At 65.3% G+C, this 22,060-nt stretch carries 24 protein-coding genes and 1 other RNA gene; 19 read left to right on the forward strand and 6 right to left on the reverse strand.

Annotated elements, in window-relative coordinates; genetic code table 11:
- Positions 1-7 precede the first annotated feature (7 nt).
- The 6 genes from K7I12_RS07970 (at position 8) to hisD (ending at position 4,769) form a co-directional block, all read left to right on the forward strand.
- On the forward strand, positions 8-682 hold the full coding sequence (locus K7I12_RS07970) for an MlaC/ttg2D family ABC transporter substrate-binding protein (RefSeq protein WP_051907385.1): 675 nt from the start codon (positions 8-10) through the stop codon (positions 680-682).
- Complete coding sequence (locus K7I12_RS07975) at positions 679-1,020, forward strand: STAS domain-containing protein (protein WP_031383134.1); 342 nt, start codon at positions 679-681, stop codon at positions 1,018-1,020. The genes K7I12_RS07970 and K7I12_RS07975 overlap by 4 nt, the downstream gene beginning before the upstream one ends.
- 139 nt (positions 1,021-1,159) lie before the next feature.
- Positions 1,160-1,414: a BolA family protein gene (locus tag K7I12_RS07980; RefSeq protein WP_031383135.1), complete on the forward strand. Its 255-nt coding sequence runs from the start codon at positions 1,160-1,162 to the stop codon at positions 1,412-1,414.
- Positions 1,415-1,427: 13 nt separating this feature from the next.
- Positions 1,428-2,693 carry a UDP-N-acetylglucosamine 1-carboxyvinyltransferase gene (murA, locus tag K7I12_RS07985; RefSeq protein ID WP_031383136.1) on the forward strand — a complete coding sequence of 422 codons (1,266 nt, stop codon included), beginning with the start codon at positions 1,428-1,430 and terminating at the stop codon, positions 2,691-2,693.
- Between the two features lie 41 nt (positions 2,694-2,734).
- Positions 2,735-3,391, forward strand: a complete 657-nt coding sequence (gene hisG / locus K7I12_RS07990) for an ATP phosphoribosyltransferase (RefSeq protein WP_031383137.1) — start codon at positions 2,735-2,737, stop codon at positions 3,389-3,391.
- Between the two features lie 43 nt (positions 3,392-3,434).
- Entirely contained in the window at positions 3,435-4,769 is a 1,335-nt protein-coding gene (gene hisD / locus K7I12_RS07995; RefSeq protein ID WP_231663831.1) for a histidinol dehydrogenase, read from the forward strand.
- Positions 4,770-4,868: 99 nt separating this feature from the next.
- Here hisD and K7I12_RS08000 read toward each other — a convergent pair whose 3' ends face one another.
- The gene (locus tag K7I12_RS08000) at positions 4,869-6,110 is read right to left on the reverse strand and encodes a S1C family serine protease (RefSeq protein WP_031383139.1); all 1,242 of its coding nucleotides are present in this window, start codon (positions 6,108-6,110) and stop codon (positions 4,869-4,871) included.
- A gap of 115 nt (positions 6,111-6,225) precedes the next feature.
- Between K7I12_RS08000 and K7I12_RS08005 the strand changes: the two genes are divergently transcribed.
- The gene (locus K7I12_RS08005; protein ID WP_031383140.1) at positions 6,226-6,984 is read left to right on the forward strand and encodes a Nif3-like dinuclear metal center hexameric protein; all 759 of its coding nucleotides are present in this window, start codon (positions 6,226-6,228) and stop codon (positions 6,982-6,984) included.
- A 32-nt stretch (positions 6,985-7,016) separates the two neighbouring features.
- Here K7I12_RS08005 and K7I12_RS08010 read toward each other — a convergent pair whose 3' ends face one another.
- Positions 7,017-7,463: a YhcB family protein gene (locus tag K7I12_RS08010; protein ID WP_035575169.1), complete on the reverse strand. Its 447-nt coding sequence runs from the start codon at positions 7,461-7,463 to the stop codon at positions 7,017-7,019.
- A gap of 192 nt (positions 7,464-7,655) precedes the next feature.
- Between K7I12_RS08010 and zapE the strand changes: the two genes are divergently transcribed.
- The 5 genes from zapE to K7I12_RS08035 all read left to right on the forward strand — a co-directional run bounded on the left by zapE (position 7,656) and on the right by K7I12_RS08035 (position 11,275).
- Positions 7,656-8,843, forward strand: a complete 1,188-nt coding sequence (gene zapE, locus K7I12_RS08015; RefSeq protein ID WP_031383142.1) for a cell division protein ZapE — start codon at positions 7,656-7,658, stop codon at positions 8,841-8,843.
- 148 nt (positions 8,844-8,991) lie between these two features.
- Positions 8,992-9,420 (forward strand): 50S ribosomal protein L13, encoded by a 429-nt coding sequence (rplM, locus tag K7I12_RS08020; protein ID WP_031383143.1) that lies wholly within the window; start codon positions 8,992-8,994, stop codon positions 9,418-9,420.
- Between the two features lie 13 nt (positions 9,421-9,433).
- A complete protein-coding gene (gene rpsI, locus K7I12_RS08025; RefSeq protein WP_031383144.1) occupies positions 9,434-9,823 on the forward strand; it encodes a 30S ribosomal protein S9 in 390 nt (129 codons plus the stop codon).
- A gap of 261 nt (positions 9,824-10,084) precedes the next feature.
- A complete protein-coding gene (gene sspA / locus K7I12_RS08030) occupies positions 10,085-10,711 on the forward strand; it encodes a stringent starvation protein SspA (RefSeq protein ID WP_031383145.1) in 627 nt (208 codons plus the stop codon).
- 57 nt (positions 10,712-10,768) lie between these two features.
- Positions 10,769-11,275, forward strand: a complete 507-nt coding sequence (locus tag K7I12_RS08035; RefSeq protein ID WP_231663832.1) for a ClpXP protease specificity-enhancing factor — start codon at positions 10,769-10,771, stop codon at positions 11,273-11,275.
- A gap of 89 nt (positions 11,276-11,364) precedes the next feature.
- Here the strand turns inward: K7I12_RS08035 and K7I12_RS08040 are convergent, their stop codons facing one another.
- The 4 genes from K7I12_RS08040 to K7I12_RS08055 are packed head-to-tail and all read right to left on the reverse strand — an operon-like array spanning position 11,365 to position 14,731.
- Positions 11,365-11,940 (reverse strand): BON domain-containing protein, encoded by a 576-nt coding sequence (locus K7I12_RS08040; protein ID WP_031383147.1) that lies wholly within the window; start codon positions 11,938-11,940, stop codon positions 11,365-11,367.
- Positions 11,941-11,945: 5 nt separating this feature from the next.
- On the reverse strand, positions 11,946-12,539 hold the full coding sequence (locus K7I12_RS08045) for a phosphoheptose isomerase (protein ID WP_031383148.1): 594 nt from the start codon (positions 12,537-12,539) through the stop codon (positions 11,946-11,948).
- Positions 12,540-12,561: 22 nt separating this feature from the next.
- The gene (locus K7I12_RS08050) at positions 12,562-12,936 is read right to left on the reverse strand and encodes a YraN family protein (RefSeq protein ID WP_031383149.1); all 375 of its coding nucleotides are present in this window, start codon (positions 12,934-12,936) and stop codon (positions 12,562-12,564) included.
- On the reverse strand, positions 12,917-14,731 hold the full coding sequence (locus tag K7I12_RS08055; protein WP_084173360.1) for a penicillin-binding protein activator: 1,815 nt from the start codon (positions 14,729-14,731) through the stop codon (positions 12,917-12,919). Before K7I12_RS08055 ends, K7I12_RS08050 begins: the two co-directional genes overlap by 20 nt.
- A 135-nt stretch (positions 14,732-14,866) precedes the next feature.
- On the opposite strand from K7I12_RS08055, the gene rsmI reads away from it, so the two are divergent.
- From rsmI to K7I12_RS08090, 7 genes are all read left to right on the forward strand, one after another.
- Entirely contained in the window at positions 14,867-15,733 is an 867-nt protein-coding gene (gene rsmI, locus K7I12_RS08060; protein WP_231663833.1) for a 16S rRNA (cytidine(1402)-2'-O)-methyltransferase, read from the forward strand.
- A gap of 35 nt (positions 15,734-15,768) precedes the next feature.
- An RNA gene (gene rnpB, locus K7I12_RS08065) (RNase P RNA component class A) lies at positions 15,769-16,126 on the forward strand.
- 32 nt (positions 16,127-16,158) lie between these two features.
- Positions 16,159-17,109, forward strand: a complete 951-nt coding sequence (gene rsmH / locus K7I12_RS08070) for a 16S rRNA (cytosine(1402)-N(4))-methyltransferase RsmH (RefSeq protein ID WP_231663834.1) — start codon at positions 16,159-16,161, stop codon at positions 17,107-17,109.
- Between the two features lie 80 nt (positions 17,110-17,189).
- Positions 17,190-17,441 carry a cell division protein FtsL gene (gene ftsL, locus K7I12_RS08075; RefSeq protein WP_231663835.1) on the forward strand — a complete coding sequence of 84 codons (252 nt, stop codon included), beginning with the start codon at positions 17,190-17,192 and terminating at the stop codon, positions 17,439-17,441.
- Positions 17,438-19,153 (forward strand): peptidoglycan D,D-transpeptidase FtsI family protein, encoded by a 1,716-nt coding sequence (locus K7I12_RS08080; protein ID WP_031383154.1) that lies wholly within the window; start codon positions 17,438-17,440, stop codon positions 19,151-19,153. Before ftsL ends, K7I12_RS08080 begins: the two co-directional genes overlap by 4 nt.
- On the forward strand, positions 19,153-20,691 hold the full coding sequence (locus tag K7I12_RS08085) for a UDP-N-acetylmuramoyl-L-alanyl-D-glutamate--2,6-diaminopimelate ligase (protein ID WP_031383155.1): 1,539 nt from the start codon (positions 19,153-19,155) through the stop codon (positions 20,689-20,691). Before K7I12_RS08080 ends, K7I12_RS08085 begins: the two co-directional genes overlap by 1 nt.
- A complete protein-coding gene (locus K7I12_RS08090) occupies positions 20,691-22,058 on the forward strand; it encodes a UDP-N-acetylmuramoyl-tripeptide--D-alanyl-D-alanine ligase (RefSeq protein WP_031383156.1) in 1,368 nt (455 codons plus the stop codon). The genes K7I12_RS08085 and K7I12_RS08090 overlap by 1 nt, the downstream gene beginning before the upstream one ends.
- The last annotated feature ends 2 nt before the right edge of the window (positions 22,059-22,060 follow it).

Below are 22,060 nucleotides of genomic sequence, written 5' to 3' on the forward strand. Positions count from 1 at the left end.
GTCGAGTATGGCGATGCACAGCAAGTTTTTCGTTTTGCGTTGGTTGGCCGTGATAGGCGCGGTGCTATTGATGGCATCGGCGGCCCAGGCTCAACAGAAACCCGAGCAGTTGATCCGCGACAGCATCAATCAGCTGATGGGGCAGATCGAAGGGCGCAAGGACTACTTCGTCGCAAATCCCGATGAATTGAAGGCACTGATCGACAAGAATCTCGAGCAGATTGCCGATTTTCGCTACATCGGGGCCAGCGTCATGGGCCGCTATTTTCGCAATGCCTCGCCGGAGCAGCGTTCACGCTTCGTCGATACGTTCCGTCAGACCTTGATTGACACCTACGCCAGGGGCCTGGTGACGTTCAACTATCGCGAATTGCGGGTGCTGGACGGGACGGGCGGCCGATACGAGGACCAGGCCAGCGTCGACATGGAAGTGGTGGCCGAGGACGGTCAGGTCTATCCGGTGAGCTATACCCTGCGCCAGGACGACGGCCAGTGGAAGGTCGTCAACGTCATCGTCAACGGCATCAACTTAGGGCTGACGTTCCGTAACCAGTTCGATCAGGCAATGCGCAACAATAATCGCAACTACGACAAGGTCATCGATGAGTGGGCGCCCGAAGTCGCCACCGAGGAGCTGGAGAAAGGGGGCACCGCTTCCTCGGGGCAAGAGGCGGCGCAGTGAGTATATTGCTCGATCACGACGGTGTGCGGCTGGTCGTGGAGGATCAGGCACTGATCGCCAGTGGCGAGGCCGATTTCGACGTCGCCGCCAGCCTGGCCGAGAGCGGCTGTGAATGGTTGGGTGCCCAGGCCGTTGGCAGTGTGGTGCGCTTTGATTTGAGCGGCGTCGATCGGGCCAGCAGCGTGGCGATCAGCGTAATGCTCGAATGGCTGCGCTGTGCTCGCGAACGCGGTCTCAAGATCGAGTCGGTCAGACTTTCCGAGCCGCTGGCTCGGGTGACTTCGCTGGCGGGCATCGACCAGCTGTTGCCATCTCCCACGCAAGCGGTGGGGGGCTGATCGCCTCGAGGTGATCGCGCGGTGGGCCGACAGCGCGGCTGGGCATCGCCATTGCCGGTGCTTTTCATTACCATGGACGCCTTCACGATACCCGCCGGCGACGCGTCGCCGGCCCATCTTCGACAGGAGTCCCACGGCCATGCAACCCAGTGATGTCAAGGCGCGACTGGAGTCGCGGATCGACGACTGCGAATTTCACATCCAGGGCGAAGGCTGCAACTTCCAGGTCGTCGCTGTGGGCGAAGCATTCGCAGGACTGAGCCCCGTCAAACGTCAGCAACTGATCTACGGCGCGTTGTCCGAGGAGATCGCCAGCGGCGCGCTTCACGCCGTGAGCATCAAGACCTATACCCCGGCGCAGTGGCAGGACGCGCCCGAGAGCGCCCAGAGCTGAGTACTCGACCACCATGGACAAGCTGATCATCACCGGTAACGGCCCGCTCAACGGCGAGGTCTGGGCGAGCGGGGCGAAGAATTCCGCGCTGCCGATCCTGGCCGCCACGCTGCTCGCCGACGAGCCCGTCATCATCGGCAACCTGCCGCACCTTCAGGACATCACCACCACGCTGGAATTGCTCGCGCATATGGGCGTCGAGCCGGTGATGGGCGAGAAAATGAGCATCCAGCTCGACGGCTCCCAGGTCCGCGAGTGCCACGCGCCCTATGAGCTGGTCAAGAAGATGCGCGCCTCGATCCTGGTGCTGGGGCCGTTGCTGGCGCATTTCGGCCAGGCCGACGTGTCGTTGCCCGGCGGTTGCGCGATCGGCACCCGGCCGGTCGACCTGCATATTCGCGGTCTGGAAGCCATGGGCGCCGACATCACGGTGGAGGGCGGCTATATCCGGGCCCGCGTCGATGGTCGCCTCAAGGGCGCGACGGTCATCTTCGACACCGTCACCGTCACCGGCACCGAGAACCTGCTGATGGCGGCGGCGCTTGCCGAGGGCACCACCGTGCTGGAGAACGCCGCCCGCGAACCGGAAGTGGTCGACCTGGCCGCGTGCCTGATCGCGATGGGGGCGAAGATCCGCGGCCAGGGCAGCGATACCATCACCGTCGAAGGGGTCGAGCGCTTGCACGGCTGCCACTACGACGTGATGCCCGATCGCATCGAGACCGGCACCTTTCTGGTCGCCGCGGCGGCCTCGGGGGGCTGCGTCCGAGTGCGCAATACCCGCGCCGACATCCTCGACGCGGTGCTCGCCAAGCTGGAAGAGGCGGGGGCGATGGTCCGCCACGCCGACGATTGGATCGAACTCGACATGCAGGGGCGCCGCCCGCGTGCGGTCAACGTCAGAACCGCGCCGTACCCGGCGTTTCCCACCGACATGCAGGCCCAGTTCATGGCCTTGAACTGCATCGCCGACGGCACCGGCCGCGTCGTCGAGACGATCTTCGAGAACCGCTTCATGCACGTGCAGGAGCTCAAGCGCATGGGCGCCGAGATCGCCATCGAAGGCAACACCGCGATCGTGACCGGGGTCCGGCGGCTTTCCGGTGCGCCGGTTATGGCCACCGATCTGCGGGCTTCGGCCAGCCTGGTCGTGGCTGCCATGATCGCCGAGGGCGAGACGCTGGTCGATCGCATCTACCACATCGATCGCGGCTACGAGTGCATCGAGGAAAAGCTTCAGTCGCTCGGCGCCAAGATCCGCCGCGTGCCCGGTCACTGAGCCTTCCGAGCCGTCTGGAAACACCTGGAATCGAAGTCGCCATGTCAAAGCAATTGATACTCGCCCTGTCGAAGGGGCGCATTCTCGACGAGACGTTGCCGCTGCTGGCCGATGCCGGGGTGGAGCCGAGCGAGGATCTCGGCAAGAGCCGCAAGCTTTTGTTCGACACCAATCTGGAAGGCATCAAGCTGGTGGTGATCCGCGCTACCGACGTGCCCACCTATGTACAGATGGGCGCCGCCGATCTGGGGGTCGCCGGCAAGGACGTGCTGCTCGAACACGGCGCCGAAGGGCTCTATGAACCGCTCGATCTGGAGATCGCCCGCTGCCGCCTGATGACCGCCGGTGTCACCGGCATGCAGGCACGCCATGCGCGGCGCCGGGTGGCGACCAAGTTCGTCAATATCGCGCGGCGCTACTACGCCGAGCAGGGCATTCAGGCCGAGGTCATCAAGCTCTATGGCGCCATGGAACTGGCGCCGCTGATGAACCTCGCCGACGAGATCGTCGATATCGTCGACACCGGCAACACGCTGCGCGCCAACGGCATGGAGCCGCGCGAGCTGATCGCCGACATCAGCACGCGGCTGGTGGTCAACAAGGCCGCCATGACCATGCAACACGAGCGTCTCAAGCCGCTGATCGAACGCCTGCGCCAGGCCGTCGAGGCGCGCCACGCCAAGGCCCCGGTTTCCTGATTCCCGGCGCTGCGAGTCGAGCGCCACAGACGAGGTTCGCATCATGGCCGATACCGTTACCGACAGTGCCACCGAGAGCTTCAAGATGCCCCGGCTGGATACCCGGGATGAGGATTTTGGTCCGCTGCTCGAGGTCTTGCTCGATTGGGAGGGCGTCTCCGACGCCGAAGTTCAAAAGCGCGTCAGTCAGATCATCGAAGACGTGCGTACGCGCGGCGACGCCGCGCTGGTCGAGCTGACCCGGCGCTTCGATCGCGTCGAGGCGGACAGCGTCGAGGCGCTGACGCTCAGCCCCGAGCGCCTTGAGCAGGCCTTCGATAGCCTCCCCGATGCCCAGCGCGAGGCCCTGGCACACGCGGCACAGCGGATCCGCAGCTATCATCGCCATCAGAAATCCGAATCCTGGCAATACCGCGAAGCCGACGGCACGCTGCTGGGCCAGCAGATCACCGCGCTCGACCGGGCCGGCATCTATGTGCCCGGCGGCAAGGCGGCCTATCCCTCATCGGTGTTGATGAACGCGATCCCGGCGCATGTCGCCGGCGTGCGCGAGATCGTCATGGTGGTGCCCACGCCGGATGGCGTACTCAACGATCTGGTGCTGGCCGCCGCGCACGTGGCGGGGGTCGATCACGTCTTCACCATCGGCGGGGCGCAGGCGATCGCCGCGCTGGCCTACGGCACCGAAAGCGTGCCGCGAGTCGACAAGATCGTCGGGCCCGGCAACATCTACGTGGCGACCGCCAAGCGCGCGGTATTCGGCCAGGTCGGCATCGACATGATCGCCGGCCCTTCGGAGATTCTGGTGGTCAGCGATGGCGGCACCGATCCCGACTGGTTGGCCATGGACCTGTTTTCCCAGGCCGAGCACGACGAGGATGCCCAGGCGATTCTGGTGGGCTGGGACGCGGCGCATCTCGACGCCGTCGAGGCGGCGATCGAGCGATTACTGCCGACGTTGGAGCGCGCGCCGATCGTGCGCGCCTCGTTGCGCTCGCGTGGCGCGCTGATTCGTTGCCGGGATCGCGACGAGGCGCTGGCGTTGGTCAACCGCATCGCCCCCGAGCATCTGGAATTGTCGGTGGCCGATCCCGAGTCCTGGCTGCACGAGGTGCGTCACGCCGGGGCAATCTTCATGGGCCGCTATACGGCCGAGGCGCTGGGCGATTACTGCGCGGGGCCCAACCATGTGCTGCCGACCTCGGGAACGGCGCGCTTCTCGTCGCCGTTGGGGGTTTACGACTTCCAGAAGCGTTCTTCGATCATCCACTGTTCCGCCAAGGGCGCGGCGACACTTGGCCGCACCGCCTCGGTGCTGGCGCGGGGCGAAGCACTTACCGCCCATGCGCGCTCGGCGGAGAATCGCATCGACGACTGAGTGGCGTGCCGTGCGGCTTGCGCCCGCCGGCGCATGAACACGGGCCTGCCCGACGCGGGCCCGTTTCTATGGGCGAGTGAATTTCACGGCTGACCGCGTTCAGGCTTGCTGCGGACGCGGCCGTTCGTCGACCACGACTTCCACGGTATAGCGCTTGCCACCGCGAATGTAGGTGACCGGCAGCCGCGTGCCGGGCGCGATCTCGGCAATATCGGCCATCGCCACGCGCGGGTCGATGATCGGCTTGCCGTCGATGGCGGTCATCACGTCGCCGGGTTGCAGGCCGGCCTCGGCGCCGGGCCCGCCCGGTACCACATTGGCGACGACGACCCCCTGGATGGCATTGAGCCCGAACGATGAGGCCAGATTGGCGGTGACCTCCTGTACCTCGATGCCCAGCCAGCCACGAATGACTCGGCCGTTGGTGATGATCTGGCTGAGGATGTCGCGCGCCAGATTGGTAGGGATAGCGAAGCCAATGCCCTGCGAGCCGCCGGAGCGCGAGAAGATCGCGGTATTGATGCCCACCAGCGCACCCTGCGCGTTGACCAGTGCCCCTCCCGAGTTACCGGGGTTGATCGCGGCATCGGTCTGAATGAAATCTTCATAGGTGGACAGCCCCAGTTGATTACGACCGGTGGCGCTGATGATGCCCATGGTCACGGTCTGACCGACGCCGAAGGGGTTGCCGATCGCCAGGCTGATATCGCCGACGGCGATTTTCTCCGAATCGGCAAGCCGAATCACCGGCAGCCCGTCGAGGCCGATCTTGAGCACGGCGAGATCGCTCTCGGGGTCGGTGCCGACCAGCTGGGCAAGCGTCTCGCGGCCGTCGCGCAGGGCGACCTGAATTTGATCGGCGCCGCGAATGACATGCTGATTGGTGAGGATGTAGCCCTCGGCACTGACGATCACCCCTGAGCCCAGGCTCGAGAGCAGGCGTTGTCGGCGCGGCGTGTCGTCGCGGAAGAACTGGCGGAAGAAGGGGTCGGACATCAGCGGATTCTGTTCGCGCTCGACGACCCGCGAGGAATAGACGTTGACCACTGCCGGGGCCGCCTTGGCGACCGCGCTGGCGTAGCTGGTCGTGCCGCTGAGGCGTGCGAGCGGCACGGCCTCCTGCAATTTCGGCGCCGGGCGCGGGGTGGCCGTGGCGTTGCTTGCCCGGGGTGCCGCGACGCCCGGAGCTTCGCTGGCTGTCGGCTCGCTCGGGGCCGTGGAATTGGCCGGCGGCTGGGGCTCTTCGGTGCCCAGCAGATCGGGAAACTGGTAAAGCAGGACGACGGCCAGCAACACACCACTGATGACAGGCCAGACAAGGGGCATCACGAAGCGACGCATGTATGATCCTTGAGCAAGGGGCCGCCAGCGCCACGCTTGTGTCGAAGCCGATGGGTGCAGCCATTACAATGGCGGCAGTGTATCACCGCCTTTTCATGAATGCCCGGGAGGAGCCATGCTGGCACGCGACCAACTGATACAAGCCTGCGATGCCGAGCTGCATGCGGCGCGGTTCAAGGATTATACCTTCAACGGCTTGCAGGTGGCCGGCCGCGAGCGGGTCGCCAGGGTGATGAGCGGCGTGACCGCTTGCCAGGCGCTGGTTGACGAGGCGGTTGCCTGGGGAGCCGATCTGCTACTGGTGCATCACGGTTATTTCTGGAAGAACGAGCCGCTGGCGATCACCGGCATGAAGCGTCGGCGGCTCGCGGCGCTGCTGGCCAACGATATCAACCTGCTCGCCTATCATCTGCCGCTGGACGCTCACGTCAGCCTGGGCAACAACGCCTGCCTGGCCGAACGGCTGGGCTTTCGGGTCAACGGCTGCGCCGATGGCGAACTGGGCGAAGGCCTGATATGGCTGGGCGAGCCGGCAAGCGCCATGGATACGACGGCCATGGGACGTCATCTGGCGGCGGTATTGAATCGCCAGCCGACGGTGATCAGCGGTCATGCCCGCGAGATTCGCCGTATCGCCTGGTGTACCGGGGGCGCCCAGGACATGATTGCCCAGGCCGCCGAGGCGGGAGCGGAGGCGTTCATTTCCGGCGAGATATCCGAGCGCACAACGCACATGGCCCGCGAGATGGGAATCAGCTATTTCGCGGCCGGCCACCACGCCACCGAGCGTTACGGTGTCCAGGCGCTCGGCGAATGGCTGGGGAGGGAGCTGGGTGTCGAGCACCGTTTCGTGGATATCGATAACCCGGCCTGATGACCCGCATAGCCTGCTACAAGCCGCTGCGCTCAGTAGCGCAGCGGAGTTGCGGGATCGGCCGTTTGCTCGCGCTGACGCAGGCCGAAGTCCTCGGCCAGCGTGCCTCGGCCATCGTCGGCATAGTCGCGCGGGGCAGGCGCGTCGCCATCGCTGGGCGTCTCCTCCTCGCCCTGACCACTCAGGCGGCGCTTGATCTGCAGGTCGTCGCACAGTTGGTCGGCGCCCTGGGCGAGCTGTTGTTCGAGCTCGTGACTCTGGCGCTGAATGCTGGTTACCAGGTCCGCCGCGCGGGCGAAGTGATCGTTGAGCACGCCCTTCATCTGGCTCAGCTCGAGTTCGGTCTCGGCCAATCGCTGGCGGGTTTTCTGGTTGCGCGCGACATTGGCGTTGAGCAGGTGATAGCCCAGGGCGCCGATGCCGACACCCGCCAACAGACTGGCGATTGCCAGGATCCAATCGATGTTGCCTTGATACACGTCGTTCCCCTTGATCTCTAACCACGGCCACGACGCCCACCCGGCGGTCGTCGTGGTGACACGGCTCATTATACGGGGCAGGGCGCGCGCCGGGTCAACGCGCCGCGCGACCATCGCGGTCGCATGCGCGGCGAATCTTAGCGGCGTATAATGCGCGATTTATCGATTGCAGCCGGGAGATGCCTGACGCTCATGTGCACGATAACCCCTACCTCGGCGAGCGCCAACGCCGGCACCGCGCTTGCGCCATTGGCCCGTTACCGGTCCGATCTAAAGCGCGCGGGCTTCGAGTATGACGCCGCCCAGGAGCGTGCGGTCGAGCATCTTCAGCGACTCTATGACGAGCTGATCAGCACGCCGCGCCGTTCGCTGGCGCCGATGAGTGCCGATGGCGGGCTCAAGTCGCGGATGGCCAAGCTGCTCCGCAGGCGCGATGATGAACCCGAGGCGCCGCCGGTGCCCGATGTCACCGGGCTGTACTTCTGGGGAGGAGTCGGCCGCGGCAAGACCTACCTGGTCGACACCTTCTACGAGTCGCTGCCGTTTCCGGACAAGATGCGCACGCACTTCCATCGCTTCATGCAGCGCGTGCACAACGAGCTTGAGCACTACAAGGGCGAGAAGAACCCGCTGACGCTGATCGCCGGCAAGTTCGCCAGCGAGGCGCGGGTGATCTGCTTCGACGAGTTCTTCGTCAAGGACATCACCGATGCGATGATCCTGGCCAATCTGCTCGAAGCCTTGTTCGCCAAAGGCGTGGTGCTGGTCACGACGTCGAATATCGTCCCCGACGAGCTCTACAAGAACGGCCTGCAGCGGGCGCGTTTCATTCCGGCGATCGAGCTGCTCAAGCGGCATTGCGAAATCGTCAATGTCGATTCGGGCGTGGATTATCGGCTGCGTGCGCTCGAGCACGTCGATCTTTTTCATACGCCGCTCGGCGCCGAGGCCGACGAGCGGCTCGAGCGCAGCTTTCGCGAGCTCGCCGGTGGCGAGGGCGAGCGTGAGGTGCCGGTGGAGATCAACCGTCGCGTCCTCACGGCACGGCGCTTGCACGACGAGGTGGTGTGGTTCGATTTCGCGATGCTCTGCGATGGCCCGCGCAGCCAGGATGACTACATCGAGCTGGCCCGCGAGTTTCATGGCGTGCTGGTCACCAACGTTCCCAAGCTGGGGCGGGCCAGCGACGATCAGGCGCGACGCTTCATCAACATGGTCGACGAGTTCTACGACCGTGGCGTCAAGCTGCTGATGTCGGCGGCGGTGCCGATCGAGTCGCTGTATCCCGAGGGTTCGTTGACCTTCGAGTTCGCGCGCACGCTTTCAAGGCTGCAGGAGATGCAGTCGCGGGAGTACCTGGCACTGCCGCACAAACCCTGATAATGCCCTTAACCTGAGCGATCGGCTCATGTACAATGCGCGCTCGCTCAACCGTTGTCGGCGGCCTGGCCGGCTGGCAACCAAGAAAAATAGGGATGGTCGAGCGCTTTTGGCGCGCGACCCAATACATCAATTGGTGATTCAATCCATGAAGACGTTCAGTGCTAAGCCGCAGTCCGTCACGCGCGACTGGTATGTCGTCGATGCCGCGGACAAGACGCTCGGCCGCCTGGCCACAGAGATCGCTCGCCGCTTGCGTGGCAAGCACAAGCCCGAATACACGCCGCATGTCGACACCGGCGATTACATCGTCGTCGTCAATGCGGAAAAGGTTCGTGTGACCGGCAACAAGGCTCAAGCGAAGAATTATTATCGGCACACCGGTTATCCGGGGGGCCTGCGCTCGCTGTCCTTCGAGCAGATGATCGATCACGCCCCCGAGCGGGTCATCGAAGCGGCCGTCAAAGGCATGCTGCCCAAGGGCCCGCTGGGTCGTGCCATGTACACCAAGCTCAAGGTCTACGCCGGTACCCAGCATCCGCATGCCGCGCAGCAGCCGCTAGAACTGAACATCTAAGGGACCATTCGCCATGTCACAGCAGTACTACGGTACCGGGCGCCGCAAGACTTCCACGGCCCGCGTATTCCTCAAGCCGGGCACCGGCAAGATCACCGTCAACAATCGCGAACTCGGCGAGTACTTCGGTCGTGTCACCGCGCAGATGGTGGTTCGTCAGCCGTTCGAACTGACCCAGACCGGCGAGCAGTTCGATGCCTACATCACCGTTGCCGGCGGTGGCGGTTCCGCCCAGGCGGGCGCCATTCGTCACGGCATCACCCGGGCATTGCTCTCGTACAATGAAGAGTTCCGCAAGCCGCTGCGCGAAGCCGGCTACGTGACCCGCGATGCGCGTGAAGTCGAGCGTAAGAAAGTGGGTCTGCGCAAGGCGCGCCGTCGCCCGCAGTTCTCCAAGCGCTGATTTTCCGCGCTTTGCAGAAAACGCCCAGGCCGGCCAGCCTGGGCGTTTTTGTTTAGCTGGCGTCAGCATGAGCGCTCTGGACCATGCACCTGCCGAGGCCTTCGACCGAGCGGCCTGGCACTGGCGTGATATCGATTGGCTGGCCGCGCTACGGCGCCATGGATGGCTGGCAGGGAAAAGGTCGGCGGTGTCGGTGGCGGGCTCTCGCAATCGGTATGTCGTGTTATCATTCGGGTTCGAACTGATGCGAGGAAGTGTTACATGGGTGTAGTGGCCAAGCGGTCGTCGATGACCTTCTATTCCGGCAGCGATGATCATTACAGCCATCGCGTACGTATCGTGCTGGCGGAGAAAGGGGTCGCCGTGGACATTATCGAAGTCGGTGACGAGAACCGCCCCGAGGAGCTGGCGGATCTCAACCCTTACAACAGCGTGCCGACGCTTTTGGATCGCGATCTGGTGCTCTATGAGTCCAAGGTGATGATGGAGTATCTCGACGAGCGGTTCCCGCATCCGCCGCTGTTGCCGGTGTATCCGGTGGCCCGCGCCCAGAGCCGCCTGTGGATGCATCGCATCGAGCGGGAGTGGTGCCCGCTGGTCGAGGAAATCCTCTCGGGCAGCAAGAAGGACGCGGAGCGTGCCCGCAAGGAGCTGCGCGAGAGCCTGGTGGGCATCTCGCCGATCTTCGAGGACATGACGTTTTTCATGAGCGAGGAGTTCTCGTTGGTCGATTGCTGCCTCGCTCCGCTACTATGGCGGCTGCCCGCACTCAACATCGAGCTGCCGGAAAAGCAGGTCAAGCCACTGATCGGTTACATGGAGCGCCTGTTTGCGCGCGATGCGTTCAAGGCCTCGTTGACGGAAACCGAGCGCGAGATGCGCACCTGAATCCACCCGGTTGTGGCCGCCTGACGGTCACTTTCCTTTTCTACAAGGGGTATGCGCATGCTGTCCAGCCGTCCCTATCTAGCCCGGGCGCTCTACGAATGGTTGGTGGATAACGACCATACGCCTTACATCGTCGTCGATGCCGAAGGTGCTGGCGTCCAGGTGCCCGAACCATTCGTCCAGAACGGGCAGATCGTCCTCAATATCGCCCCTGGTGCGGTTCGCGAATTGAACATGGCCAACGATGCGATCACCTTCAATGCGCGCTTTGGCGGCCATCCGATGCAGGTGATCGTGCCCAGCGAGTCGTTGATCGCCATCTATGCCCGCGAGAATGGCGTCGGCATGGTGTTCGGCCATGAGCCGGTAATGCCGGGACACGATGCACCGGCGACGCAGCGCTCGGCCTCGGACGAGCAACGTCCTACCCTCGAGAGTGTCGGTGACTCATCCGACGCGCCCGAAGGCGAGGACTCGGAGTCGCCCGAAGTTGACGAGGGCGACGACAAGGCGCCGGATAAAGCGCAGAAGAAGGGGCGAGCATCGTTGCGCGTGATCAAGTGACGGCTCGCGGTGACGAAGCATGGAAAACGGGGTGGCCATTCGGCCACCCCGTTTCGCAGGCAGCGCCAATCGTCGCCGCTGCGAGTGCATCAGTCGAGGTACTCGAAGATCTTGACGATGCGCTGGACGCCATTGATACCCGAGACCTCACTGACGACGCGCTGAGCTTCATCACGTGTCACCGTTCCCATCAGGTACAGAGTGGCATTCTCGGCGATCACTTCGAGATGGCGGGTATCGATGTCTTTGTTGGCCGCCAACACGGTCTGAGCACTGGTTTCCAGCCAGTCGTCCTTCAAGCGCTGGCCCAGCGGCAGGTTGGCCGCCACCGTCAGCTCGTTGTATACCTGGCGAACCTGGCGGGTGTCCTGGGCGATCTGGCCGGCCAGATCCTTGAGCTCCTGGCTGGGTACCTGGCCGAACAGCAGGACGACCCCATTATAGCTATTGACCCCGACCCGCGCATCGTCGAGGCGAGCGTCGGTGGTGGTCATGGTGTCCTGGATCTTCGACTCGATGGTTTCATCTTCGACCTTCATGCCCGCCGTGCGGGCGCTGTAATCCTCGCCTTGGGGAGCCGGGGTGGCCACGCTGTTGATGGCCGAGCAGCCGCCGAGGGCAAGGAACGTGGCCAGCAGGGCCGGGGTAAGAATGCGTTTGTTCATTTTGGTCACTCGCTACTGCCGAAAAGTTGTTCGTCGATCAGGTCGCACAGACAGTGAATGGTCAGCAAGTGGACCTCCTGTATCCGTGCGGTCGAGGTGGCGGGCACGCGTATCTCGCAATCGTCCTGACCCAGCAGCGAGGCCATGTCGCCACCGTCACGGCCGGTCAGCGCGACGACCGCCATGCCCCGATCATGGGCAGCCTGGATCGCTTGCACGACATTGGCCGAATTGCCGCTGGTCGAGATCGCCAGGAGAATGTCGCCGGACTGACCGAGTGCACGAATCTGCTTCGAGAAGACCTCGTTGTAGCTGTAATCGTTGGCGATCGACGTCAGCGTCGAGGTGTCGGTGGTCAGTGCGACTGCGGGAAGGCTGGGCCGCTCGCGCTCGAAACGGTTGAGCAGTTCCGCGGAGAAGTGCTGGCTATCCCCGGCGCTACCCCCGTTGCCGCAGGCGAGTATCTTGCCTTCGTTGACCAGACACTGAACCATCATCTGACTGGCGACCTCGATGAAGGGAGGCAGCACCTCGCTGGCATAGGTCTTGGTGTCGATGCTGGCGTTGAAGTGGTCGAGAATGCGTGCTTGGAAATCCATGTTATCCAACGTTCGGTAGCGGTCAAAACGCGTCGAAGGCGGCGCGCACCCAAGTATACTCCAGTTGCGGTGGAGTGCCGGTGACGCCGACCACATCGAAGCGGCAGGGACATGATAGCCCGTTGCGTTGGAGATAAAAACGCGCAGCCATGATGATCCGGCGCTGCTTGCCGGCGGTCACCGTTTCCAGCGGATGGCCATGGCGGGCATCGGCGCGATGGCGAACCTCGATGAATACCAGCGTGTCGCCTTCCTGCATGACCAGGTCGAGTTCGCCACCTTTGGCATGCTGGTTGCGATGGCGTGGCTGCAGGCCATGAGCCTGCAGCCACGCCTCGGCGGCGAGCTCGATGCGTGCGCCGCGGGCACGGGCGTCGTTAGGGCGTAGGCTGGGCATTGCCACCTGCCGTCTCGCTGACTTCGCCCGTCGGTTCGGTGGGCCCGGGCATGGTCTGCTGGATGCCACGCAGCGGCGGTTGGGGGATCCCTGCACTGAACTGCGCCCAAGGCAACACGCGTTCGAGTCGACCGTCATCGCCGGCGTGCAGCGCGCCGGTGGCGCCGAGATACTCGATATCGGGGGCCGCCTTGAGCAGCGGCACGCGACGCGCCAGTTCAAAAGCGTCGACGCCCATCGCCTGGAGCTTTAATAGCGCCGGATCGCTGGTGTCATACAGCGCCTGATAACTGCTGTAATAGGGTAGCGCTTCGGCACCGCCGACAGCGGCGTCGGGGATCAGCCAGGGGATCTCGACGAACTGTACGCCGTCCAGGTCATGGTCAAGACGCGGTTGCGGTTCGCCCTCGTAAAGATGCGAAGTGGCGTAGATCGGCAGCTCGCCGGCATCGAAATAGTCGAGGGTCGGCGGTACCTGGCGAGCGAAGGGCGGCAGCGCGAGGAGGAACAGCATGTCCAGCTGGCGAGTGGTCAGCGGGCGCACCGCGTTGGCCACCGAGCCCTCGGGATTGTAGTTGACCTGAGCGGCGACCGTTCCGCCCTCGGCCTGCCAGGCCTGACGAAAGCTTTCGGCGACGCGCTGGCCCCAGGCATTGTCCGGCACCAGCAAGCCGGCCCGCCGATAACCATCCAGCGTGGCGCGTCGGGCTGCTTGACGCGCTTCGTCTTCGGCCGACAGTCCGTACTGAAATAGATCGTCGGCACGGTTTTCGGGCGAGGTGCCGTAATTCAGCGCCAGGGTCGGCAACGGCACGCTGGAGCGCTGCTCGAGCTGTGTCACCGTATCCTTGTTCAGCGGGCCTAGAACCACCTGGGCGCCGGCCAGCGTCGCCTGCGCATAAAGCGTTTCGATAGTGGCGCTGCGGGTATCGTAGAACGTCAGTTGCGGGGTCTGCTCGCCCTGGTTGAGTGCGTTCATGAGGCGCGTTTCGATCCCCTTGCGGAGCGCCGCGGCGACATTTGCCAACGGGCCGCTTTCGGGCAGAAAGACGGCAATCCGCCGGACGTCCTGGCCGCGCAGTTCGCGCAGGGCTTGCAGGTCGGCAGGCAACCGGCGCGCGGCGGGATGATTGGGGTTCCGGGCGCGCCAGTCGTCGAGCATGACGAACAGTCGGGCGATATCGCTGTCGTAGCGACGCTGCAGTCTGAGCAGATCGACCCAGTCGCGGGCAAGCGGGCTCTGCTGCGCGATCGCCTCGAGCCCCGAGCCGCGAAGCCGCGTCAGCTGGCGCCAGATGGCGTCGTTGAGATCGAAGGGGGGCTGCTCCGCCTGAAGCGCAATCAGGGTGCTCGCCGCGGCCTGCGGGTCGCCCGCCATGCCCAATGCCAGCCCGCGGCGCTGGCGCAGGGTGAGTTCTGCGTCGCGCGACAAGGCGGTATTCTCGTCGAGCAGCTCGGTAGCCTTCAGGACGCTGCGGCCATCCTGCTGCTCGAGACCCAGCTGCGAAAGCAGCAGGGCCCACTGTACACGGGGCTCGTCGGGAAGGGCCGCGGCATCGATACTGGCCGCTACCTGTAGCGCCTGCGCGGTGTCGCCGCGGCGTGCTAGGATGTCGGCGGCCTGAAGGCGGGTCTGAGCCGCCTGGGAGCCACTCTGCTGCTCGGCCTGGTTGAGCAGTTCAGCGGGTGCCTGTTGCCCGCGAATGCCTTCCATCGGCGACCGCTGGCTGGCGCAGCCGGACATCACAAGAGCAACGAGACCGACAGCGCACAGGCGTTGCAGCGATTTGTCCATAGGTTTTGCATTCCTTGTATCTGGCGGAGTCAGGCCATGCTCGGCTGAGCATCGACAGCGCTTGTTCTAGACCGCTTGCTTGTGAGACGCCCGTTGGTTGGCGGCCGATTGTTCTTGACGTCCGGGTAACGACACATGACCGAGTCTAACAGTGGCACATTCAGTGGCACATTGTACGTGGTGGCCACGCCGATTGGTAATCTCGATGACCTTGGCCCGCGAGCGCAGCGCACCCTGGCGGAGGTGGCGCTGATCGCCGCCGAGGATACCCGGCATACGGCGCGGCTGCTCAACCACCTGGGCCTCGAGCGACCGATGATCTCGCTGCACGAGCACAACGAGGCGCGGCGCGTCGAGCAGCTCGTCGCTCGGCTGGAGTCCGGCGACGACGTGGCGCTGGTCAGTGACGCCGGCACGCCGCTGATCGCCGATCCTGGCTTCGTGCTGGTGCGTGCCTTGCGCGAACGCGGTCACCGAGTGGTGCCGGTTCCCGGCCCCTGCGCGCTGATTGCGGCACTGTCGGCGGCGGGCCTGCCTACCGATCGTTTCCTGTTCGCCGGTTTCCTGCCGGCCAAGGGCGGCGCGCGTCGCGCGCGCATCGGTGAACTCGCCGAACGCGCTGAAACCTGGCTGTTCTACGAGTCGCCGCACCGCATCCATGCCACCCTGGCCGACCTGCAGGCGCTGCTCGGCGAGCGACGCATCGTGATCGCGCGGGAGTTGACCAAGACCTTCGAGACGTATCTGCAGGGTAGCGCGGCGACGCTGCTCGAGCGGCTCGCCAGCGACTCCAATCAGGCGCGCGGCGAGTTCGTGGTGATGGTCGCCGGGGCGCCGCCGGCGGACACCGAGGGCGGCTGGGTCGAAGGCGCGACATTGCTGCGCGCACTGCTGGCCGAGGGGGTCGGCGTCAAGCAGGCCGCGGCGGTGGCGGCCGAGTTGCTGGGCGGCCGCAAGAAGGCCTGGTATGCCCGGGCGATGTCGCTGCAGGCCGACGGTTGAGGGGGTGACGCCGCGCTGCTATTCTTGCGCGCTTGGGAGTGGGCCAGACAGTCGCCGCCGGGACTCATCGAGTCGCGGGGGAGGAAAGTCCGGGCTCCATAGGGCAGGGTGCCAGGTAACCCCTGGGCGGCGCGAGCCGACGGAAAGTGCAGCAGAGAGTAGACCGCCTAAGCAGCGCAGGCTGCCGGCAAGGGTGAAAGGGTGCGGTAAGAGCGCACCGCGCGCCTGGCAACAGTGCGTGGCACGGTAAACCCCACCCGGAGCAAGACCGAATAGGCCCCCGGCGCTGTGGCCCGCAGTGGGGGCGGGTAGGTCGCTTGAGTTCAGTGGTGACGCTGAGCCTAGATGAATGGCTGTCCTCGACAGAACCCGGCTTACCGGCCGACTCCCAAGCCTAATTTCCCGTCACCGTCGTCGAGTCCTGCATGTCGCAACGCGTCACGTCTTCGCCCGCCTATCAGCATGCCAGCGTCCTACTCGATGGCGCGATCGAGGCGCTGATCAACGATCCCCATGCGTGTTATCTCGACGCTACCTTCGGTCGCGGCGGGCATTCACGGGCGATTCTCGAGCGCCTGGCCGCCGATGGTCGATTGCTGGCGATCGACCGCGATCCCGATGCCCTGGCAGCGGCGCGCGAGATCGACGATCCGCGCTTCTCGATCCATGCCGATACCTTCAGTCAACTGGCGGAAGTCGCCCGTGCCCAGGGCGTCCATGGACGCCTGGCCGGCATCCTGCTGGATGTCGGCGTGTCCTCGCCGCAGCTCGACGACCCCGAACGGGGCTTCAGCTTCCTGCGCGATGGGCCGCTGGACATGCGAATGGACCCGACTCGTGGCGAGAGCGCCGCCAGCTGGCTTGCGCGCAGCAGCGAGAGCGAGATCGCCCGGGTCTTCAAGGTTTACGGCGAGGAGCGTTTCGCCAAGCGCCTGGCACGGGCGGTGGTCGAGCGGCGCCGCGAAGCGCCGATCACGCGTACCGTGGAGCTGGCCGAATTGCTCAAGGCCGCACATCCCGCCTGGGAAAAGGGCAAACACCCGGCGACCCGGGCCTTTCAGGCGCTGCGCATCCACCTCAACGCCGAACTCGATGAGCTCGATGCCGCACTCGATGCCGCACTCGACGCGCTGACACCCGGTGGCCACCTGGTGGTGATCAGCTTTCACTCACTGGAGGACCGCCGGGTCAAGCGCTTCATTCGCGACCAGGCGCGCGGCGACACGCACTTGCCGCGCGGCATGCCGATTCGTGATGATCAACTCAAGCGTCGGCTCGAACCGCTGGGCAAGGCCCGCCGGCCTGGCAGCCTTGAAATCGGTGAAAATCCCCGCGCGCGCAGCGCGGTGATGCGCGCCGCGCGTAAAATCGCCTGAGGAGACGCATGGTACAGGGTCGCTTGAACACGCCATCTTCCATGTGGGCGCGGATTGTCAGACCCGGTTGGCGCTATCTGATGATCGCGATACTGGTGCTGGCTGTATTGGCGAGCGCCATGGCAGTGATTGCCAGCGCTCATCTGACCCGCGTTCAATACGCACGCCTGCAGCAGCTCGAGGCCGACCAGGACAAGATGCAGACGGCCTGGGGCCGGCTGCTGCTTGAAGAAAGCACCTGGTCGGCGCCGTCGCGTATCGAGCGTCTGGCGGTCGAGCGTCTGGAAATGCGCGTCCCCGATCTTGAACAGATCGAGATCATTCGGCCATGAGTCGGCGCTCCGATAACACCCACAATCCGACCCGGGCCGAGGTCGCCCCGTTGGGTAGCGGTCGTTTCCGTTTCATGCTGGTGATGCTGGTGGTCGCCATGCTGGTGCTGGTCGGACGGATCGTCGACCTGAACGTGCTCGACCGGGTGTTTCTTCAGGGCCAGGGGGATGCGCGTACCCTGCGCGTCGAAACCATCGACGCCCATCGCGGCATGATCAGCGACCGCGACGGCGACCCGTTGGCGATATCGACCCCGGTGGTGACGCTGTGGGCCAACCCTCAGCAGCTGCCTGACGACGATATCCAGCGCATGATGCTGGCGCGTGCTCTGGCTATCGAGCTCGACGACCTCAACGCACGCATCGAGCGCTATGCCGATTACGAGTTCATGTATCTGCGGCGTCGCATGACTCCGGCCGAGGCGCAGAAGGTCATCGATCTGAACGTGCCCGGCGTCTACGTCAAGAACGAGTACAAGCGCTACTACCCATCCGGCGAGGTCACCGCGCAGCTGGTCGGCGTGACCAACGTCGACGATCGCGGCCAGGAGGGCCTCGAACTGGCCTATAACAGCTACTTGACCGGCACACCCGGCAAGCGTCGCGTGCTCAAGGATCGCAAGGGCCGTCTGGTTCGCGACCTGCACCTGATCAAGGAGGCCAAGCCGGGCGGCGAACTGACCCTGTCGATCGATCTGCGGCTGCAGTACATGGCCTACCGCGAGCTCAAGGCCGCCGTCGACGAAAACAACGCCGACGGCGGCACCCTGGTGATGATGGATGCCCGCAACGGCGAGGTTCTGGCGATGGCCAACGCGCCGTCCTACAACCCCAACAATCGCGCCGAGCTCGATGTCGAGGGGCTGCGTAACCAGGCGATCACCGATGCCTTCGAGCCGGGCTCGGTGATGAAGCCGCTGGCGATGTCGGCGGCCCTGGAAAGCGATCAGTTCTCGCCGGACACGATCGTCGATACCTCGCCCGGTTATATGCGTGTCGATGAATACACGATCAACGACTTTCGCAACTACGGCAAGCTGGACATGGGCGGCATTCTGTTGCACTCGTCGAATGTCGGCATGTCGCGGGTCGCGCTGCAATTGCCTGAAGACGCGATCTGGAAGCGTTACTACGAGCTGGGGCTGGGACAGGCGCGGGGGACCGGCTTTCCGGGCGAGGCCACCGGCAGCCTGCCGGCTCCCTACAACTGGTCCGACAGCAAGCGCGCGACGCTGGCCTATGGCTATGGCGTGGCGGTTTCCGCATTGCAGTTGGCGAGCGCCTATACGGCGATCGCCAATCAGGGCAGGCAGCTGTCGCCATCGCTGCTCAAGCTCGAGGGCGAGGATCCGCAAGGCAAGCCGGTGATCGAGCCGCAGATCGCCAACAATCTGCTGGGGATGCTGGAAAAGATCGTCCAGCCCGGCGCCGGTGGCGCGCGGGCCATGGTCCCCGGTTACCGAATCGCCGGCAAGACCGGCACCGTGCGCAAGGTGGCGAGTACCGGCTATCAGCAGACCGCCTATCGTTCGTTGTTCGCGGGTATCGCTCCGGTTTCCGATCCGCGTATCGTCACGGTGGTGATGATCGACAACGCCAAGGGCCAGGAATACTACGGCGGCCTGGTCGCCGCACCGGTATTCAGCCGCGTGGTGGGCAAGGCGCTGCGCCTGCTCGATGTCCTGCCCGACAAGAAGGAGGCCCTCAAGTGATCGTCACCACGCAGGCGCGACTCGCCCGGACGTTGAGCGCGCTATGGCCCGGCGCCGAGGCCTTGCCCAGGTTGGCCGACGACGATGCACCGCTGGCGTTGTGTCTGGATAGCCGGGCCATCGCCGACTGCCCGCATGCGGTCGTTTTCATCGCCGTGCCCGGGGTGAACGTCGATGGTCGACGGTTTATCGATCAGGCTCGGGCGGCCGGCGCCGCCTGGACGCTGGCCGCTGCCGAGCGGACCGAAGATGGCGGCGAGACCGAAGGCGTTACCAGGCTGCCGGCGCTCGGAGAACGCCTCGGTGAACTCGGCCGCTTGTTGTTCGAGGTGCCCGAAACGCTGACCCTGATCGGGGTGACCGGCACCAACGGCAAGAGTTCGGTCACCCATTATCTCGCTGCCTTGTCGGAAGCGTTGGGTCGTCCCGCCGGCGTGGTCGGCACGCTGGGCTGGGGGCGCCCCGCTGAGCTCGTCGACAGCGGCCAGACCACGCCCGGGGCGCTGGAGCTGCAGGCCGCGCTCGGGAGCATGGCCGAGCGCGGCGTCGAGCGGGTCGCGCTCGAGGTATCGTCGCACGCCTTGACGCAGCAACGCCTCAACGGCTGCCGTCTCGCCGCCGCAGTGTTCACCAATCTGAGCCGCGATCATCTCGATTATCATGGCAGCATGGCGGCCTATGCCGCCGCCAAGGCACGCCTCTTTCGACGTCCCGAGCTGCGGCTGGCGGTGGTCAACGGCGACGACCCATTGGCCCGGCTGATGCTGGCCGGGCTTTCGCCCGAGGTCCGCGTGCTGGCGAGCGGTACCCAGGAGGCCACCACCTTGCGGGTGCTCGACTGGCTGCCCCACGCAGCCGGCCAGCGTGCCTTGGTTGCCACGCCGGACGGCGAGCGCGCGCTCGAGCTTGCGCTGATGGGGCGCTTCAACCTTGACAATGTACTGCTGGCGATGGCCACGCTGCTGGGGCTGGGCGAGGATCTCGATGCGCTGTGCGTGGCGGCCGAGAAGCTCGTGCCGGTGCCCGGTCGCATGCAGTGCCTGAGTCGTCCCGGGGCGCCGAGCGTGATCGTCGACTACGCGCATACCCCGGAGGCGCTGCGCCACGCCCTCGAGGCGCTACGCGCGCACCTGCCCGGGCGCGACGACGGCGATACCGCCCACCCCGGCCAGCTGTGGTGCCTATTCGGTTGCGGCGGCGAGCGTGACAGCGGCAAGCGCGCGCTGATGGGCGCGGTCGCCGAGGCCAACGCCGATCGTTGGGTGATCACCGACGACAACCCGCGCAGCGAGGACCCTGCACGCATTCGCGAGCAGATCCTCGCCGGGCTGAGCGAATCAGCCCGGGCATCGGCCTGGTGTGTCGATGGGCGCGAACGAGCGATCGGACGTACCATCGAGGCCGCGGGTCCCGACGACGTGATCCTGATCGCCGGCAAGGGCCACGAGGACTATCAGGAGATTAAGGGCCGGCGGCTGGCGTTCTCCGACTGCGCCTGTGCCGAAGCGGCGCTGGCCCGTCGGCAGGAGAGTGCCTGATGAGCGGATGCGGGTTGGAAACGCTCGACGCAGTCGCCGCAGCGCTGGGCTGCGAGGCGCCCGAGGCACCCGCGCGAGTGGCGGCGATCATTACCGACACTCGGCAATTGCAGCCTGGCGATCTGTTCGTTGCGCTGTGCGGCGAGCGCTTCGACGGCCATGATTATCTGGCTCAGGCGCGCGAGGCGGGAGCGATCGCGGCGGTGGTTTCGCGGCCCGTCGATGACCCGTTGGCGCAACTGCTTGTCGCCGATACGCGACTGGCGCTGGGGCTGCTGGGACAGGCCCGTCGTCGGGCCTGGGGCGGGCCGCTGGCGGCAATCACCGGCAATAGCGGCAAGACCACCGTCAAGGCGCTGCTGGCGGCGATTTTCGAACGCCGCGGCAGCACGCTGGCAACGCACGGCAACCTCAACAACGACATCGGCGCGCCGCTGACGCTGCTGCGGCTCGAGCGGAGTCATCGTCAGGCAGTGGTCGAGTTGGGCGCCAATCATCTCGGCGAGATCGCCTGGACGTCGATGCTCGCGCGGCCCCAGGTGGTGGTGATCACCAACGTCACCGGAGCGCATGTCGGCGAGTTCGGCGGCATGGGACGCATCGCCCAGGCCAAGGCCGAGATTCTCGCCGGGCTGAGTGGTGACGGCACGGCGGTGCTCAACCGCGACGATGCGTTCTTCCCGTTCTGGCGCGCGCTGGTCGCCGAGGCTCGAATCATCGATTTCGGCCTCACGGAAAGCGCGCGTGTCAACGCGCGCGACCTAGTCTGTGATTGCCGGGGGCGCTATGCTTTCACGCTGGTTTTCGCGGGTCAGGCGCTGGGGCGCGTGCAACTTCAGTTGATGGGCTTGCACAACGTGCGCAACGCGCTGGCCGCCGCCGCCGCCGCGCTGGCGCTGGGTGCGGCCGAAGCCGATGTCCTGGCGGGTTTGCAGGGTGTCGTGGCGACGCCCGGCCGGCTGATGATGAGCGAAGGCATCCGCGACTGCCGTCTGCTCGACGATACCTATAACGCCAATCCCGGCGCCGTGAAGGCGGCGCTCGACACACTGGCCACGTTGCCTGCGCCGCGCTGGTGTTTCCTGGGGGCGATTGGCGAACTCGGCGATGAATCGGCGGCGTGGCACGCCGACGTCGGCCGGTACGCACGGAGCCTGGAGATCGATTTTCTCGGCACGCTGGGCGCCGAAGCCGAGCCCGCTGCTCGCGCCTTCGGCGTCAATGGCTGCCACTTCGCCGACTGGGAGGCGCTGTTGCGCCATGCCCATGAGCACTTGCCGGTCGGCGCCAGTGTGCTGATCAAGGGCTCGCGCAGTGCCGGCATGGAACGACTCGTCGCCGATTTGCGCGCCGATACACCAAGGTGATC

Origin of the sequence: Halomonas sp. IOP_31 (assembly GCF_021151495.1) — a bacterium.
Classification (GTDB): domain Bacteria; phylum Pseudomonadota; class Gammaproteobacteria; order Pseudomonadales; family Halomonadaceae; genus Modicisalibacter; species Modicisalibacter zincidurans.

Excerpts from the sequence above, each read along its gene's own strand:
- rplM (WP_031383143.1), top strand. The coding sequence starts at position 8,992 with ATGAAGACGTTCAGTGCTAAGCCGCAGTCCGTCACGCGCGACTGGTAT.
- K7I12_RS08090 (WP_031383156.1), top strand. The coding sequence starts at position 20,691 with ATGAGCGGATGCGGGTTGGAAACGCTCGACGCAGTCGCCGCAGCGCTG.
- rsmH (WP_231663834.1), top strand. The coding sequence starts at position 16,159 with ATGTCGCAACGCGTCACGTCTTCGCCCGCCTATCAGCATGCCAGCGTC.
- K7I12_RS08000 (WP_031383139.1), bottom strand. The coding sequence starts at position 6,110 with ATGCGTCGCTTCGTGATGCCCCTTGTCTGGCCTGTCATCAGTGGTGTG.
- hisG (WP_031383137.1), top strand. The coding sequence starts at position 2,735 with ATGTCAAAGCAATTGATACTCGCCCTGTCGAAGGGGCGCATTCTCGAC.
- K7I12_RS08035 (WP_231663832.1), top strand. The coding sequence starts at position 10,769 with ATGCTGTCCAGCCGTCCCTATCTAGCCCGGGCGCTCTACGAATGGTTG.
- ftsL (WP_231663835.1), top strand. The coding sequence starts at position 17,190 with ATGATCGCGATACTGGTGCTGGCTGTATTGGCGAGCGCCATGGCAGTG.
- rsmI (WP_231663833.1), top strand. The coding sequence starts at position 14,867 with ATGACCGAGTCTAACAGTGGCACATTCAGTGGCACATTGTACGTGGTG.
- K7I12_RS07970 (WP_051907385.1), top strand. The coding sequence starts at position 8 with ATGGCGATGCACAGCAAGTTTTTCGTTTTGCGTTGGTTGGCCGTGATA.
- zapE (WP_031383142.1), top strand. The coding sequence starts at position 7,656 with ATGTGCACGATAACCCCTACCTCGGCGAGCGCCAACGCCGGCACCGCG.
- murA (WP_031383136.1), top strand. The coding sequence starts at position 1,428 with ATGGACAAGCTGATCATCACCGGTAACGGCCCGCTCAACGGCGAGGTC.
- K7I12_RS08045 (WP_031383148.1), bottom strand. The coding sequence starts at position 12,539 with ATGGATTTCCAAGCACGCATTCTCGACCACTTCAACGCCAGCATCGAC.
- K7I12_RS08080 (WP_031383154.1), top strand. The coding sequence starts at position 17,438 with ATGAGTCGGCGCTCCGATAACACCCACAATCCGACCCGGGCCGAGGTC.
- sspA (WP_031383145.1), top strand. The coding sequence starts at position 10,085 with ATGGGTGTAGTGGCCAAGCGGTCGTCGATGACCTTCTATTCCGGCAGC.
- rpsI (WP_031383144.1), top strand. The coding sequence starts at position 9,434 with ATGTCACAGCAGTACTACGGTACCGGGCGCCGCAAGACTTCCACGGCC.
- K7I12_RS08040 (WP_031383147.1), bottom strand. The coding sequence starts at position 11,940 with ATGAACAAACGCATTCTTACCCCGGCCCTGCTGGCCACGTTCCTTGCC.
- K7I12_RS07980 (WP_031383135.1), top strand. The coding sequence starts at position 1,160 with ATGCAACCCAGTGATGTCAAGGCGCGACTGGAGTCGCGGATCGACGAC.
- K7I12_RS08050 (WP_031383149.1), bottom strand. The coding sequence starts at position 12,936 with ATGCCCAGCCTACGCCCTAACGACGCCCGTGCCCGCGGCGCACGCATC.
- K7I12_RS08005 (WP_031383140.1), top strand. The coding sequence starts at position 6,226 with ATGCTGGCACGCGACCAACTGATACAAGCCTGCGATGCCGAGCTGCAT.
- hisD (WP_231663831.1), top strand. The coding sequence starts at position 3,435 with ATGGCCGATACCGTTACCGACAGTGCCACCGAGAGCTTCAAGATGCCC.
- K7I12_RS08055 (WP_084173360.1), bottom strand. The coding sequence starts at position 14,731 with ATGGACAAATCGCTGCAACGCCTGTGCGCTGTCGGTCTCGTTGCTCTT.